At 41.2% G+C, this 14,985-nt stretch carries 16 protein-coding genes; 10 read left to right on the forward strand and 6 right to left on the reverse strand.

Annotated elements, in window-relative coordinates:
• Nucleotides 1-53 precede the first annotated feature (53 nt).
• Together FW774_RS09275 and FW774_RS09280 are read right to left on the reverse strand one after the other, a co-directional pair.
• The gene (locus FW774_RS09275) at nt 54-713 is read right to left on the reverse strand and encodes a CAP domain-containing protein (protein ID WP_242457784.1); all 660 of its coding nucleotides are present in this window, start codon (nt 711-713) and stop codon (nt 54-56) included.
• Nucleotides 714-789: 76 nt separating this feature from the next.
• Nucleotides 790-2,595 (reverse strand): response regulator, encoded by a 1,806-nt coding sequence (locus tag FW774_RS09280; RefSeq protein ID WP_149347907.1) that lies wholly within the window; start codon nt 2,593-2,595, stop codon nt 790-792.
• A gap of 127 nt (nt 2,596-2,722) precedes the next feature.
• Between FW774_RS09280 and FW774_RS09285 the strand changes: the two genes are divergently transcribed.
• From FW774_RS09285 to FW774_RS09305, 5 genes are all read left to right on the forward strand, one after another.
• A complete protein-coding gene (locus FW774_RS09285) occupies nt 2,723-3,289 on the forward strand; it encodes a UbiX family flavin prenyltransferase (RefSeq protein ID WP_187774864.1) in 567 nt (188 codons plus the stop codon).
• Nucleotides 3,290-3,729: 440 nt separating this feature from the next.
• On the forward strand, nt 3,730-5,040 hold the full coding sequence (locus FW774_RS09290; protein ID WP_149347908.1) for an aspartate kinase: 1,311 nt from the start codon (nt 3,730-3,732) through the stop codon (nt 5,038-5,040).
• Nucleotides 5,041-5,051: 11 nt separating this feature from the next.
• On the forward strand, nt 5,052-6,209 hold the full coding sequence (gene lysA / locus FW774_RS09295) for a diaminopimelate decarboxylase (protein ID WP_149347909.1): 1,158 nt from the start codon (nt 5,052-5,054) through the stop codon (nt 6,207-6,209).
• A 235-nt stretch (nt 6,210-6,444) separates the two neighbouring features.
• Nucleotides 6,445-7,269, forward strand: coding sequence for a KilA-N domain-containing protein (locus FW774_RS09300; RefSeq protein WP_149347910.1), 825 nt, complete (start codon nt 6,445-6,447; stop codon nt 7,267-7,269).
• A 56-nt stretch (nt 7,270-7,325) separates the two neighbouring features.
• Nucleotides 7,326-7,682, forward strand: coding sequence for an MmcQ/YjbR family DNA-binding protein (locus tag FW774_RS09305; protein WP_149347911.1), 357 nt, complete (start codon nt 7,326-7,328; stop codon nt 7,680-7,682).
• A 68-nt stretch (nt 7,683-7,750) separates the two neighbouring features.
• Here FW774_RS09305 and FW774_RS09310 read toward each other — a convergent pair whose 3' ends face one another.
• Both FW774_RS09310 and FW774_RS09315 read right to left on the reverse strand, forming a co-directional pair.
• Nucleotides 7,751-8,539: a PhzF family phenazine biosynthesis protein gene (locus tag FW774_RS09310; protein ID WP_149347912.1), complete on the reverse strand. Its 789-nt coding sequence runs from the start codon at nt 8,537-8,539 to the stop codon at nt 7,751-7,753.
• Between the two features lie 294 nt (nt 8,540-8,833).
• Nucleotides 8,834-9,121: a helix-turn-helix domain-containing protein gene (locus tag FW774_RS09315; RefSeq protein WP_149347913.1), complete on the reverse strand. Its 288-nt coding sequence runs from the start codon at nt 9,119-9,121 to the stop codon at nt 8,834-8,836.
• A gap of 101 nt (nt 9,122-9,222) precedes the next feature.
• Between FW774_RS09315 and FW774_RS20715 the strand changes: the two genes are divergently transcribed.
• The 5 genes from FW774_RS20715 (at nt 9,223) to FW774_RS09335 (ending at nt 12,072) form a co-directional block, all read left to right on the forward strand.
• Complete coding sequence (locus FW774_RS20715) at nt 9,223-9,351, forward strand: hypothetical protein (RefSeq protein WP_262714434.1); 129 nt, start codon at nt 9,223-9,225, stop codon at nt 9,349-9,351.
• Between the two features lie 10 nt (nt 9,352-9,361).
• Entirely contained in the window at nt 9,362-9,610 is a 249-nt protein-coding gene (locus FW774_RS09320; RefSeq protein ID WP_149347914.1) for a hypothetical protein, read from the forward strand.
• Nucleotides 9,611-9,635: 25 nt separating this feature from the next.
• Nucleotides 9,636-10,541: a hypothetical protein gene (locus tag FW774_RS09325; protein WP_149347915.1), complete on the forward strand. Its 906-nt coding sequence runs from the start codon at nt 9,636-9,638 to the stop codon at nt 10,539-10,541.
• Between the two features lie 13 nt (nt 10,542-10,554).
• Nucleotides 10,555-10,827, forward strand: coding sequence for a hypothetical protein (locus FW774_RS09330; RefSeq protein WP_149347916.1), 273 nt, complete (start codon nt 10,555-10,557; stop codon nt 10,825-10,827).
• Between the two features lie 240 nt (nt 10,828-11,067).
• Complete coding sequence (locus FW774_RS09335) at nt 11,068-12,072, forward strand: hypothetical protein (RefSeq protein WP_149347917.1); 1,005 nt, start codon at nt 11,068-11,070, stop codon at nt 12,070-12,072.
• Nucleotides 12,073-12,171: 99 nt separating this feature from the next.
• On the opposite strand, the gene FW774_RS09340 is transcribed toward FW774_RS09335, so the two are convergent.
• Together FW774_RS09340 and FW774_RS09345 are read right to left on the reverse strand one after the other, a co-directional pair.
• Entirely contained in the window at nt 12,172-12,408 is a 237-nt protein-coding gene (locus FW774_RS09340) for a hypothetical protein (protein ID WP_149347918.1), read from the reverse strand.
• Between the two features lie 469 nt (nt 12,409-12,877).
• A complete protein-coding gene (locus FW774_RS09345; RefSeq protein ID WP_149347919.1) occupies nt 12,878-14,806 on the reverse strand; it encodes an LTA synthase family protein in 1,929 nt (642 codons plus the stop codon).
• Between the last annotated feature and the right edge of the window lie 179 nt (nt 14,807-14,985).

Below are 14,985 nucleotides of genomic sequence, written 5' to 3' on the forward strand. Positions count from 1 at the left end.
GTATACGATCAACTGCTTTTGACTTCTGTTTTTAACCTTAACTTAAAAACTCTTTAATGTAACGCTACAAAATCTATAACTGAGCAAAACCGGTAAGAAGGATGACGGGCGATACTTACGCCGACAAAATTAAAGCGATAACTGGTATTCAGTATATTGATACGATGCCCCAACGAAGGTACGCCTTTATCAAGCAGCAGGTTGCATACAATGTTCAGGCCTTTGCTGTTACCAAATTCACAGTTCTCGGCCAAAGCTTTTCGCGGGTAAATTTTGCCAATACGCATAGCCGGCGTGGTTCCTGTGCTCGAAATATGTCCTGTAAGGTTGTGCCGGTTCAGGTCACCGGCCTGGTTGGCCGCTACCTGGCATAAGGCTTTATCGGGGTAAAGCATAGGCAATCCTTTAATTTGTTGCAGATCTTTTTTTAGCGACTTATAATAGGATGTGTGTTTTTCAATCTTAAGCTCATCGTAATTGCTGTACTGCTTCATTTCTTCGTTGTTGGCTTCAACATATTCCATAAAGCAGGTTTTAAAAAACTTCTCGCCGTCAAGGCGGGCAAGATTCATATAAAAGATAATATTTTTCTCCTCGGCGCTTAGATAGTTTGCATTGGCTGCGGTATTGGCAGCTTTCAATTCCCCGGAAGTCCAGGTTTGTGCATAAACAGGTACATACAATATCCAAAATAAGGCGGTGAGTAATTTCATAACCGGCATATAACGCAAATCGTGTCCTGATATTTTACCAGTATGGCCGTAAGCCGGTTTGCCGGAACAATATCTGTCAGGTAATATTTAATTTGGATACGGACGACAATTCCAGCAGTTTTCTGTACAAATGCTCAGGATTGAATGGTTTTGACAGGTATCCGTCCATTCCGGCTTCTATTACTTCTTTAGCTACGCTATTATTAACGGTAGCCGTAAACGCTATAATGGGTACATTGGCCTTAACGGGATTATCCATTTTCCGTATCGCTTTGGCTACCTCATAACCATCCATCTGCGGCATGTAAAGATCCATCAATATAATATCGAAGTCCTCCTGTTCTAATTTCCCGAGTGCAGCCGGCCCGTTTTCGGCCACTACCGGCTTTATGTTCCATAGTTCGAGTGTTTTTTTGACAACCAGGATATTTACAGCATTATCTTCGGCAACCAGAATTTTAAGATGTGCCAGCTCTGAGGTGCGGCTTGTTGATTTAAGAGCTACCGGCGCCGGCTCCTGCTGGTACCTGAAATCAATATCAAAAATAAATTTTGTGCCTACGGCAGGTGTACTGATCAGCCTGATCTGGCTTTTGAACATCTTTAAAACCTTTTTAACAATAGGAAGCCCCAAACCGGTACCCCCATAATGCCTGTTGGTGCTTGTTGAAGCCTGAATAAATGCATCGAAGATGGTTTGCTGCCTGTCCGGCTCAATACCAATACCGGTATCTTCAACAGTAAAACGAACGGTTATCTGGCTATCTTTTATCCTGGCAGTTTGGGCTTCCAAGCTAACAAAGCCTGTTTCTGTAAACTTTATAGCGTTGTTTAACAGGTTCAGCAACACCTGCGTTAAACGGGTAGGATCGCTGATCACCGTTTTATCTTCGATCTCCTTATCAATAGATAGCTTCAGCTCCAGGTGCTTTTCCTCGGCCTTTGGCTTAAGACTGGCGTGATTATTTCTTAAAACGTTTGCAAGATTGAATGGAATGCTCTCCAGCTCGGCCTTTTGAGAATCCAGCTTATTGAAATCGAGAATATCATTAATAAGCGACAATAAATTTTCGGCAGAGAACTTAAGCACAGAAAGGTTTTCCTGCTGGTCTTCACGCGGGTTTTGAAGCAATAAGGCGTTCGATAAGCCAATTACCCCGTTTAATGGCGTACGCAGTTCATGCGACATGGTCGACAGGAATTCCATACGGGCGTTGGCCAGTTTTTTAAGGTCGGCCAGGGTGACAGCCAGCTTTTTATTGAGCTCGTTCAGCTCGTTTTTGGTACGTGTAAGCTTAATGAAATTATGGTTGAATGCCCTAAAAAAGTAATAATGAAGAAAAATGATAAGCAGAAAATTGTAAGTGATCACAAACAGGTAAGTGGCCTGGCTAACCGGTTGAGCGCCCATACCGATATAGAAATAGTTTTTATTATCAATGGCGGTATATACCAATACCGGAAGCACATTAATGCTTGAATAAAACCATCCCCATTTTAACCCGTGCATATAAAAGCCCAGCGCTGCAGCCAGCCAGATGTATTGCAGGGTTGAGATATTTACTCCCTGTACAAACAATAATACATTGGTCCAAACCATCATGGTAACCAGCCAGAGCACAATGTGCGAAACCAGCTTCCAGGCATGGAAATAACGGACTATGGCAAAAAGTGACCAGGCAAATACCGAAGCTACACAGGCCCGGAGCAGTTGCAGGGTTTCGCCTCCGATAAAGTAAGATATGGTTAAAATGCCGGTAAACAGTATGTTTAAAAACAGCGCATATATAAATATTTTTACACGGGCCTGGTTTATAGGGTCTGTTTCGCGATTTACTGACTTGGCTACGATACTGTTAAGATAGTTAAGCAAGGGAGGCATTAATTTCGTTATGACCGTACAAATTTAAAACAATTGAATGTAATTTGTTATGAATTGTTATTTAAAGTTGTGATTGCTTTATGCCGGTAAGTTTATTCTTTACGAAAGCTATATTTGCAAGCATATTATGAAGAGAAAAATAGTAGTTGCGGTAACGGGTGCAAGCGGAGCTATTTATGCAAAAGTACTTCTGGATAGCCTGGGTACATTGTCAGACCAGATTGCAGATATAGGCTTTGTGATGTCTGATAATGCCCGTGAGGTTTGGAAGCATGAGCTGAGGAACGAAAGCTATACCACTTATCCGTTTCACTTGTACACTAAAAACGATTTCAATGCGCCGTTTGCATCAGGATCTGCCCATTACGATACCATGATCGTTTGTCCCTGCTCTATGGGTACCCTGGGCCGCATTGCCTCCGGTGTTTCAGACGATCTGCTTACCCGTGCTGCCGATGTGATGCTCAAAGAACGTCGCAGGCTTATTCTGGTAGTTCGGGATACTCCCTTCAACCTGATACATATCAATAACATGAAAACGGTAACCGAGGCCGGCGGTATTATTTGCCCTGCAAATCCCTCATTTTACAGCTTACCCAAAACCATTGAAGACGTAGCCGCCACAGTAACCAACCGGGTTTTAGATTTAGCAGGCTTTAAAGTGAACAGCTACCGCTGGCAGGAAGGATATTAATTGCCCGAAGGATGATTTATTGAGATACGATCTTAGCTGTACGAACAATACAGCACTACTACCCCGATTAACCGTTAAGCAGCAACCTTCCGGATACTTTAATAGCAGCGATGCCTGGTGTTAGCTAAACCGGATGGCAGCGGATACCGGCCTTGTGCGGTTAGGCTTGCAGGCGTATGAGCGTACAGCCGGGCTACCGGAACCCAAGCGATGCGGACACTGCTTTTCAAGAGCGAATGATGTGCTATAAGGCTCTTATCCGGGGTAAATTTACCGTCTTAAATTAATTTACTTTAACTACCCGTTTTATCAGGCTTTTAACTATTTTTAGCGCCGCAATGAAAAGGCCTTGTTTACCCTTTTTGACGGGTTTTTAACAAATTTTTTATTGTGGTTTCTGGTAAAATTGCAGATTAACGATTAAGTACAGTTTAAAACGAATGAAAATTTTAAAATTTGGCGGGACATCGGTAGGGAGCCCGGAGCGGATGAAAAGGTTATTGGATATCATCCGTCCCCAAGAGAAGCAAATTGTTGTATTATCGGCTGTGGCCGGAACAACAAACAGCCTGGTAGAAATTGCGAATGCGTATCAGAATAGCGATAAGCAAAAGGCCAAGGAGTTGATCAAGGCGCTTCATGCCAAATACGAAGTTTTTATTAAGGAGTTATTCAGTTCTGATGAGGGTTTGGCAAGCGGCCGGGAACTGATTGATTATCATTTTGCGCTGATATCGGATTTTGCCAATGAGCTATTTACACCGATAGAGGAAAAAATCATCCTGGCCCAGGGCGAATTGCTGTCAACTACTTTATATCATTTTTACCTGAAAGAAATTGGTGTGAAATCGGTGCTGCTGCCGGCGCTTGACTTCATGAAAATAGATGAAGATAACGAGCCGATGGTTGAGTATATCGGTGAGCATTTGCAGCCGTTGCTGGATAAACACGCCGATAATACCTTGTTCATCACACAGGGCTATATTTGCCGTAACTCTTTTGGCGAGATAGATAATTTGCGTCGTGGCGGAAGCGATTATACTGCATCGCTGATTGGCGCTGCCATTAAGGCGGAGGAAGTGCAGATATGGACCGATATTGACGGTATGCACAACAACGATCCGCGTATTGTGAAAGGAACAACGCCAATTGCCCAGCTTTCATTTGACGAGGCGGCCGAGCTGGCTTACTTCGGTGCAAAAATTCTGCATCCGCAGAGTGTTTTCCCGGCACAGAAGTATAAAATCCCGGTAAGGTTGCTGAATACGATGGAGCCAGCGGCTGCCGGTACATTGATCACCAACGAAAGCGAAAAAGGCAAAATCAAATCTATTGCAGCAAAAGACGGCATTACAGCCATAAAAATACAGTCGAGCCGGATGTTGCTGGCTTACGGGTTTTTGCGCCGCGTATTTGAGATCTTTGAACGGTACAAAACTCCTATCGATTTAATTACCACATCGGAAGTTGCGGTTTCGCTTACCATTGATGAGACCCGTTACTTAGATGATATTATACGTGAGCTTAAAGATTTCGGCACGGTAGAGGTTGATGATAACCAAACCATTATCTGCGTTGTTGGTGATTTTAGCGTGGGTGTACATGGTTTTGCATCGCGTGTATTGGATGCGCTGAAACATATTCCGCTGCGTATGGTATCGTACGGAGGCAGCAATCACAATATTTCCTTGCTGGTAAAAACCGATGATAAGACCGAGGCCCTGAGAAGTTTACATAACCGCTTATTTTAATTGTTTATTTTATGTTTAGCGAGGATGTTATTCAGCAGTTCGGGCAACAGGAAACCCCTTTTTATCACTATAACCTGGCATTGCTGAAAAAAACGCTATCGGCCTGCACACAGGCTGCTGCACGGTATGATTTCCATGTGCATTATGCGCTGAAAGCCAATTTTAACCCCAGGGTACTGGAAATGATCATGCAATGGGGCATAGGTGCCGATTGTGTAAGCGGCAACGAAGTGCAAAAGGCGGCTGAGGTTGGTTTTGACCGGAACAAAATTGTTTTTGCCGGTGTCGGTAAATCCGATAAGGAAATTAACCAGGCCATTGACCTGGATATTTTTTGCTTCAATGTGGAATCTATCCAGGAACTAACAGTAATAGATTCGCTGGCCGCAGCCAAAGGCAAAAAAGTTCGTGTTGCTATACGCATTAACCCTAACGTAGATGCGCACACACACCACAATATTACCACCGGGCTGGAAGAAAATAAATTTGGCATAAATAGTTGGGAATTAACCGATTGTATTCATGTAATTCAAGAATGCGATCATGTTGAACTGGTGGGTATTCATTTCCACGTAGGTTCCCAAATTACAGATATGACGGTATTCAAAAGCCTGTGCGTAAAGGTTAATGAGATTCACCAATGGTTTGAAGAACATGGCTTTAACCTAAAGGTATTGAACGTTGGTGGTGGTTTAGGTATAGATTATCACCAGCCGGACGAACAGCCCATTGCTGATTTTGAAAGCTATTTTGCTGTGTTCAACCAGTTCTTGGAGCGCAAACCGGGACAGGAAGTTCATTTTGAGTTGGGCCGGGCCCTGGTAGCACAATCGGGTAACCTGGTTAGCCGGGTGCTGTATGTAAAACATGGTATCAAGAAAAACTTTTTGATATTGGATGCCGGAATGACCGAGCTGATGAGGCCTATGCTGTACCAGGCTTATCATAAGATCGAAAACCTGTCAAAAAGCGAGTCGGATTTTGATGCAGTGAAATACGATGTGGTTGGTCCGATCTGTGAGTCGACCGATTGTTTCGGTAAAGAGGTAGATTTACCGGTTTCAGAGCGTGGCGACCTGATTGCCATACGTACCGCCGGCGCTTATGGCGAAGTAATGGCCTCAGGGTATAACCTGCGGGACACTATCCGGCATTTTTATACGGAGTAAACCGGTAATTATACCAAGTCAAGTTTCGTGTTACCATGAAGCTTTCCTTATACCGGTTCGTAAAGAACGAATCGGGACGTTAGCCTTATTTTTTCTGGATTACAAACAAAAATCACCCGGCTTTCGCCCCGGTTGGTGTCTCCACCAACCGGCGACAATTTGAATTGCACCCACAAAAATCACCTTAACTATATTAACGTTAGCTTTTTGTAGATTTAGCATTCACAAAAAGCGTATGGCGAAGAACACAAAGATAAATGTCCAGGGAGTTGATATTGTTTTATATGAAGACAATATCACAGACTTTATTTCACTCACCGATATAGCCCGGCATAAAGATCCTGAGCATATAGATACAATTATTCAGAATTGGATGAGGAACCGAAATACCATTGAACTTTTAGGATTTTGGGAAACGATTTACAACTCTGATTTTAAACCCCTCGAATTCGAGGGGTTTAGAAAACAGGCTGGGCTGAACAGCTTTGTAATGACGCCAAAACGTTGGATAGAGAGTACAAATGCCATTGGTATAGTTTCAAAATCGGGTAGATATGGCGGTACTTTTGCGCATAAAGATATTGCTTTAGAATTCGCTTCCTGGATTTCCATCGAATTCAAGTTGTATGTAATCAAGGAATTTCAGCGTCTGAAAGATGATGAAAACGACAGGCTTCAATTAGAGTGGAATTTACAACGGACTATTTCAAAAATTAATTATCAGATACATACCGATGCTATTAAAGAAAACATGGTGCCGAAAGAAGTTACCCGGCAACAGGCAAGCTATACTTATGCCAACGAAGCGGATTTACTGAACGTTGCTCTTTTCGGAATTACAGCAAAAGAATGGCGAGATAATAATCCCGGTAAAAGCGGAAATATGAGAGATTATGCAACTTTAGAGCAATTGGTTGTATTGAGCAATATGGAAAGCATCAATGCGTTACTTATTGGACAAAATTTGTCGCAAAGTGAACGGCTTATTCAGCTTAATAAGGTTGCTATTACTCAAATGAAATCTTTAACAGAAAGTAAAGCGATTAAGAAGCTGAACTAATGAATATTAAAAGCGGTGCTTACTACAAGTAATCCGCCAGTATCTGATTTAGCTCAATGGATATAGAAACGTTACGTGATTATTGCCTGTCTAAGCCAGCGGTAGAAGAGTGTATGCCGTTTGGCGATGATACCTTAGTGTTTAAGGTTGCGGGTAAGATTTTCCTGCTGGCCCCATTAAGTACCAGCCTGAGCATGAACGTAAAGTGCGATCCGGAGCTGGCTGTTGAGCTGCGGGAAAAGCATCCGGAAGTAAAGCCTGGATATCACATGAATAAAAAAATGTGGAATACGGTTGATTTAACCGGTACACTCAGCGACAAGCAAATTACCGGATTTATTGATCATTCATATCAGCAGGTTGTTGCAGGGCTGCCAAAGAAAATACAACAGGAAATTTTAAGTGCCGGATAACCCGGAAACCTCGTGCCTGTTATCGCGGATATTAGGATGTGACCGCTGTTTTCAGTCCTAAGCTCAACCTAAAGTACATATATTTCTCCTTTAAGATAAGTAACGGCCTTACCTGAAATCAATACGCGATCACCTTGCAGGGTGCACCAGAGTTCGCCTTGCCGGGATGACAACTGGAGGGCGTGAAGGTTGTTTTTGCCCAATCGTTTGGCCCAGTAGGGAATCAGGTTGCAATGTGCCGACCCGGTAACAGGATCTTCGTTAATACCTGCTTTTGGAGCAAAGCAACGGGAAACAAAATCGCTGTTATTGCCTGGAGCAGTAACAATAACGGCTATGGTGTCGAATTGGCTTAATGCGTTGAAATCGGGTTTTATTGCTTTTATCTGTTCTTCGGTCTCATAAACCAGCATATAATCGCGGGCACGCCGGCACTCAACAGGTATATCTGTGCCTAAGGCTTCTGCCATTCCGCCGGGTAACACTACCTGCTCTGTTGGCCGTGAGGGGAAATTAAGGGTGTATAATCCTTCCCGGCGGCTAACTATTAAGGTTCCGGCCTTTAGCGTATGAAAATGTATGGTGTCTTTTGAATAACCCAATTCGGTATATAAAATATGAGCCGTAGCCAGTGTGGCATGTCCGCATAAGTCTATTTCCAGCTCCGGGGTAAACCAACGCAGTTCAAAATCATCGCCTTGCGGAACGAAAAAAGCCGTTTCGGCCAGGTTATTTTCCGCTGCAATTTTTTGCATTTCAGGAACGGGCAGCCATTGTTCTAATGGGCAAATCGCCGCCGGGTTGCCACCAAATAGTTTACCGGTAAAAGCATCGGCCTGGTAAATAGGAATTTTCATAGTGTACAAATATAGTGTTAAGTTAAAATACAAAAGCTGAGTGAAACGAGATGCCTTTGCATACGCGTTAAGGTTAATTTTACGTAAGGGAGTCCCGGTATTCCGAATACCGGCAGGTAGAATGACGCAAGAGCTCTTAGCCTCTTAACGTGACGCTTATGTGAAACTGCAGGAAAATAACTCAATAAAAACAACCTGTCAAACCAGAAAGCCCCCGCAAGCCTACTTCCCAGCCAGCCTGCTTTCCAACTCTTTTATACGTTCTTCCAGCAGCTTTATTTTATCCTCGTATAGCTACTTAATTTCACGACTTATCTGGTATTGATGCACTATATTATTATTAGTTGAGTGCTCATTATTACTAAAGTTAAACACATATCGTTCATCAAAACCCAGGATAGATTCCTTGTCGGTTCCCAAAATATCCGCGATTTTTAGCAACCGGTCTTCACTCAAGCCTATATCTTCGTTTTCTATACGGGCATAATTGCTCTGGCTTATGCCCAAACGTTCGGCCACATATCCTTGTGTAAAATTCCGTAACTCCCTGAATTTCTTAATCTTTTTACCAGCGGCTCGCATAATTATAATAAATTATGCACGAATATACATAAAGTTTGCAAGCAGAGAAATAATATTTTAACCGGGTTTGAGAATATTTGGCAGAACTAAATTAAGAACTCATGAAAAAACTATTATTAAGCTCTATTGTACTGTTTATCTTTTCGCTCTCTATCCTGATTTTCCAGATAAGCTGTAAGAAATCAGCTAAAGGCAGATCAACCGAAAGAAACATCCACCGTCAGCAGTAAAATACTATACATGGTCTACAATTCTGACAATAGCTCATTTTGGATTGCAAACAACGATGGAACCGACAAGCAGAAATTAAATATTCCATTACCATCGGGGCATACATGGTCTTATGTCGAACATTTTGCTATATCTCCCGATGGGAAAAAGATTTTTATAGGATTTGCTGATGCTCCTAATGCCATTTATTCATGTAATATTGATGGAAGCGACATGAAAAAAATTGTAGATGACGCGGTGAACTTTGTATTGTATTAGATATATCTAATTCCTTTCCATTAAAATGAATAATAATTTTTGTAATGCGTGTGGGGCAAAATTCTATAGTCTGGAAAAGTTTTGTCCAAACTGTGGGACAAAACGAGAAACTACTGACAATAGCATAGAGAGTAATAAAAAAAGTCACTCCAAAAGCTTACCAGAAGGCTATAAAGAATTAAAACAAAGAATTTCGCATCTGGTAAAGAATAAAGGATTTATTGTCGCCAGTCTTCTGGAAGAATATTATATCCAATTTTTAAAAGAAGATAGCGATTTTCTATACTATGAAATTGTGACATCAGCCAATAATTCCAAAATCACCCAACAAATGGACGCAGAGGTTGAAGCATTGGGATATAAAGTAAATAAAGAAGGCACAAACTATTATAAAACGACAGATGATCTATCCATTACATCAATAAACAATATTATCGAAGAAGCACATCACATTTTTCACAATATATATAAAGTTGACAGCGACGAAAAGTTCAGTTTTGAAGAACAAATACAACTTGTCAGCGATACAATGCTTGCTTCTCATAACGAAGCCAGTTCTGTAAGTAGTGAACCAACCTCCAATCAGAAATATGGTTGTATAATAGGCATCATACTTTTGGCAGCTATAGGTTACTATAGTCAAAGCCCCTCAGAAAAAGCAGCAGATAAAGCCAGACAAGATATTGAATCAAAGTTTAGTGCTTGGGATGGTTCGCATATAAAATTGGTAGAATATGTTAAACCACGATTACGTGACCCCAGTAGTTTTGAACACGTTGAAACAACATACATAGATAAGGGAGATGAAATTTTTGTCACGATGCACTTTCGTTGTAAAAATGGATTTAATGGCGTAAACAACTGTTATGCTTATGCCTATTGTGATAAGGCCACAGGTGAGGTATTAAGTTGTAAAATTATGGATGAATAAAAAATCAAACATCATGACAGAGATCATAAGAAACAGAACTATTAGGCCCTCGTCCCGGCAAAGACAGTCAATAAGTTATAAAATAGATACTACAAAAATAGGTGCAGAGGATATATTAATAGTCAATATAACACATGAAAACAACTCCTTTAACAGAACATATAAATTTAAAGGGTCGGATGTTGCACACAGAAATAGTATTCACTTTATTGTTATTGATCCGGATACTTCAATAAATATTAGTTGGAGCGGAGCTCAACCCATAGAATCAATAATAAACACTTAAACAGCGACATTATGAAAGATGCTCAGGAAACGCCTGATGGAGCGAAGCTCCAGCTTCGTTCTGTCACTTTAAAGCCTTCGGCTTTACTTATACATCTTGATAGGAAAAATATCTTTACAGGATTCTCTGACACTATCAATGTCATTCATTCCTGTAACATGGATGAAACGACATGAAAAAATCATAGATAATGCGTGGGGCTTTGATTTGTATTAAAAGCTCTAATCGATCTCCATTAAAATGAATAATAACTTTTGTATTGCGTGTGGAACAAAATTCTATAATCTGGAAAAGTTTTGTCCGAACTGCGGAGTTAAGCGATTAACAGATAGTAGCAATACAGAAACTAATATAATTAAACTGCCATCTGTTGAGCTGCCAGAAAGCTACAAAGCACTAAAAACAAAACTTCTATATCTGATCAAAAGCGACGGCTTTTGCTTTCTTGTTGCTGATATTTCGGACTATTATATCCAGTTTGTAAAAGACAGCGGTTATCTGCATTACGAAGTTATTTCATCTGCCTACAATTCTAAAATTACGCAACAAATGGATATCGAAGTAGAGGCACTTGGATATAAATTAGATTCAGATCCCAATCGCAAAAACCGCTATAAAACAACTGAAGATCTCTCTGAGACTTCAATTGATGCTATTGTTAGAGAGGCGTATTATATATTTCGGCATATTTATAAAATCTCTGACAGCGAATTTTTTTCTTTTGAACAAGAAGACAACAATAAACGCTTAAACAGCGACATTATGAAAGATGCTCAGGAAACGTCCTCGGGAAAAACAATATTTTTTATTGTCATAGCTGTAATATTGGTCATTGCTTATTGTACCGGATCTAATAAAAATGAGTATACTAATAATTCACCAGCAGAAAACGAGACTGTAAATCTGAATAATTTCTCCGGGCGGCAATTTACATTTAAAAGCACATTATATGATAAGGAGGTTGATGGCACGACAGTATCAACCCGACATGAGGTCACTTATCATACGTTTGATTTTATAAATATGACGGTTACCCAGAAATCTCCCCTAAATGGAAAATGGGTAACAATAACATATTCTATAAACGATGTCTATCAGGAAAAAGGAATGCTTGCTACAACTTATGTCATAAAAGTCGGCACACTCGGTGTGCAGGAGATTTGGTTTAGCCCTGATGTACCTAATTTAGGCTATGATTATGATGATGGTTCCCGAATTGCTTTTTATAAAATTACAAAAGAATAAAATAATTAAAGTAATAGAGCGAAGCTTCCACCGCCGGATCAAACTTAAACAACTGACTGTGTGTCGGCTTAACTTGTGCCTTTGCTTTTAAAGGGTCGATTAAAGCTTTAAATACAATCCAATAATCATTAATGCTAATGTGAGAAAAAGCCCTACAAACCATTTGATCATATCTGTTTTAGCATTAGCCAAGTCGGCCTTTGATGCAAGATGCTGTGTTTTATCAACAACACTATGCTCTATTTTAGCCTCAATATAAGTTGTCAGACTTTCTGCTGTTTCTTTACCAACCTTCTCACTCAATAAAGTATATAACTGAGTTATCGTAATGTTCATAGCAATAAATTTAGAACTTTATATTAAAATGCCGCAAATCATAATCAATGTTTCGCACCCTCATAACAAAGATACGTGAATATATATAACTACAAAACCCTACTACCGGCGCAAGCCCAATGTCATTAAGTTAAGCCTTTTGAACTATAAACATTTTATCATATCTGATAATAGAAAGTATCTATTCGGGCTAAAAACAGATTCTTCACTACGTTCAGAATGACAGTATTCCTTAACTTAATGACATTGGGCGCAAGCTTAAGCGGCTGATTGCGTACCTGCTTAGCATGTGCCTTTATTTCTAAAAAGGTCCGAGCCGAAGGCTCGAACTAGCAAGTGATGTTTCTTTATAAACCGTAATAAAACAACGAGATAGAGCGAAGCTCCGGCTTCGCTCTTTTACCTTAAAGCCTCCGGCTTTACTTATAAAACATCCGTCATCCCGTATTTACCCGCAACCAATCAATTATCACCTCACTACCAAGGCATTATCCACCATGTGCCGGTTATATTGCTGTAAAAAGGCCTTTATGTATTGTTCCAGCTTCTGCTGTACCTCAGGCTGCTTGCCGCGTAAGTTGTGCTGTAGTAAAATATCCTCCCGGTAATTATATAAGCCAACCGTTTCCTTACCATCCCATTGCAGCACATAATCACCCGCAATAACCTGGTAAAGCCCGTTTATAGACTGAACAATAAAATGATCAGGCCGGTAATGAATCATATCATTACCAAAAGCGAAATACGGTTTATCAAAATGCAGGTAATTCAGCAGACTAGGCATAATATCCGCTTGCTGCACCGGCTGTTTCACTTCTCCTTTCAGCTCGCCCGAAGGGTCAAAAATTAAAATCGGTATGGCAAAAGCGCCAAGCGAAGTTTTATACTCATCATGCCACGCCACGCTCGAATGATCGGCGGTAATAACAAAAATGGTATTTTTATACCAGGGCATTTTTGATGCCGTAGCAAAAAATTCCTTTAAAGCCATATCCGTATAGCCAATTCCCTGATGTACCGGCAACGTGCCTTTCGGGAATTTCCCTTCATATTTTTCAGGAACCTTAAACGGATGATGCGACGAAAGCGTAAACACCGCACTGAAGAATGGCTGCTTAAACGTATTCAGCGTTTTAGCGAAATACTGCAAAAACGGCTCGTCCCATATCCCCCACATACCGTCAAAATCCGCGTCATTATTATATTCGGTTTTGCCGTAATAGTGCTCAATACCAGCCATCTTAATGTACGACGAGAAACCCATAGAGCCATTGGGCGCACCATGAAAAAACGCCGTATAATAACCCTTTTGCTTTAGCAAACCACCTATGCTGCTTATCTTGTTGCCCGAATAATAGCCCAGCACAAAAGGCTCATTAATACCCGGTATGCTCGAAATTACCGAAGGCAACGCTTCAATAGATTTCCGGCCATTAGCGTACGCATTGTCAAAAGCCAGTGATTGCTGCTTCAGCGAATCTATAAAAGGAGCATACCCTTTATAGTTACCATGTTCCAGGTCAGGATTAAAGCTGCCCACATATTCCCGGCTCAGGCTTTCCCAGATAATGATCACAATGTTTTTTGGTCTGAACCCCACGCTGTCTGCCGGTTGCTTAACCGGATTATAAATACTGTTTAATTGTTCAGTACTAAAGTAATTCAGCTTTTTTAAGGGTTGAGTATGAATTGTCCGGATAATAGAAAAAGGCGTATTGATCACAATACTAATTTCATCCGGGTGCGTCACATATTCCCCGGCATTGCTCAGGGTAATTGGCCGCGTACTGTGCCTGAAACCGCCCCGTATACCAGCCACCACACATCCCGAAACAAGCACCAGGGCCAGCAAAGACGATAAATAATAAGCCGGATAACCAAAATGCCGGGGCTTAGCCACCCTTATCTTCCGGTACAGCCAAACCATGGCAAACAGCAGCGCAACATAAAACAGGGTAATATACCAGTAATCTACAAAAATGAATTTAAACAGCAGCCGGCCCTTATTTTCCTCGTTGGCAAACTGCGAAAAAAGCGTGAATGTGGTACGTTTCAGCGTAAACGGATAATAGGCAACATCCGCCACGTTCATGGCAAGCGCAATGCCGTTGGTTACATAAAAAATCCAGGAGCTTATTTTCTGGTACGTTTTACCATACCGGAACCGGAAAGGAATGATCTGACTGACAATAAACAGCAGGTTAACGTACATAATAGCGCTGATGTCAAACTTCAGCCCACCCCATAGCATGGTCAGGAAATCCGGGATCCCGATCGGGTTAAAAAGCCCGGCATTCGCCCGGTAAAACACCAGCCGGCAAAGCGTAAACAAAACCAGAATAATACCTAAACGCAGAATGAGCGCCTTGTAGATATTCCCCTTCCAATATTCAGACATACTAAACTCTCAATGCCTGTGTTAACAGAAAACAGGCCGCAGCAAAGTTCCCGATGTTTTCACAGAATTACAAATAAACATAGTAGCACTACCCTAACAAAAATAAACCCGGGTGCAGCGGATACCGGCCTTGTGCGTAACGCCCCACGAGGTATCGGGGCAGGGTTGCAGGCGTATGA

Origin of the sequence: Pedobacter sp. BS3 (assembly GCF_008274585.1) — a bacterium.
In the GTDB taxonomy this organism is placed as follows: domain Bacteria; phylum Bacteroidota; class Bacteroidia; order Sphingobacteriales; family Sphingobacteriaceae; genus Hufsiella_A.

Bases quoted from the DNA above. Each gene is read 5' to 3' on its own strand.
- FW774_RS09275 (WP_242457784.1), bottom strand. From the start codon at position 713: ATGAAATTACTCACCGCCTTATTTTGGATATTGTATGTACCTGTTTAT.
- FW774_RS09280 (WP_149347907.1), bottom strand. From the start codon at position 2,595: ATGCCTCCCTTGCTTAACTATCTTAACAGTATCGTAGCCAAGTCAGTA.
- FW774_RS09285 (WP_187774864.1), top strand. From the start codon at position 2,723: ATGAAGAGAAAAATAGTAGTTGCGGTAACGGGTGCAAGCGGAGCTATT.
- FW774_RS09290 (WP_149347908.1), top strand. From the start codon at position 3,730: ATGAAAATTTTAAAATTTGGCGGGACATCGGTAGGGAGCCCGGAGCGG.
- lysA (WP_149347909.1), top strand. From the start codon at position 5,052: ATGTTTAGCGAGGATGTTATTCAGCAGTTCGGGCAACAGGAAACCCCT.
- FW774_RS09300 (WP_149347910.1), top strand. From the start codon at position 6,445: ATGGCGAAGAACACAAAGATAAATGTCCAGGGAGTTGATATTGTTTTA.
- FW774_RS09305 (WP_149347911.1), top strand. From the start codon at position 7,326: ATGGATATAGAAACGTTACGTGATTATTGCCTGTCTAAGCCAGCGGTA.
- FW774_RS09310 (WP_149347912.1), bottom strand. From the start codon at position 8,539: ATGAAAATTCCTATTTACCAGGCCGATGCTTTTACCGGTAAACTATTT.
- FW774_RS09315 (WP_149347913.1), bottom strand. From the start codon at position 9,121: ATGCGAGCCGCTGGTAAAAAGATTAAGAAATTCAGGGAGTTACGGAAT.
- FW774_RS20715 (WP_262714434.1), top strand. From the start codon at position 9,223: ATGAAAAAACTATTATTAAGCTCTATTGTACTGTTTATCTTTTCGCTC.
- FW774_RS09320 (WP_149347914.1), top strand. From the start codon at position 9,362: ATGGTCTACAATTCTGACAATAGCTCATTTTGGATTGCAAACAACGAT.
- FW774_RS09325 (WP_149347915.1), top strand. From the start codon at position 9,636: ATGAATAATAATTTTTGTAATGCGTGTGGGGCAAAATTCTATAGTCTG.
- FW774_RS09330 (WP_149347916.1), top strand. From the start codon at position 10,555: ATGACAGAGATCATAAGAAACAGAACTATTAGGCCCTCGTCCCGGCAA.
- FW774_RS09335 (WP_149347917.1), top strand. From the start codon at position 11,068: ATGAATAATAACTTTTGTATTGCGTGTGGAACAAAATTCTATAATCTG.
- FW774_RS09340 (WP_149347918.1), bottom strand. From the start codon at position 12,408: ATGAACATTACGATAACTCAGTTATATACTTTATTGAGTGAGAAGGTT.
- FW774_RS09345 (WP_149347919.1), bottom strand. From the start codon at position 14,806: ATGTCTGAATATTGGAAGGGGAATATCTACAAGGCGCTCATTCTGCGT.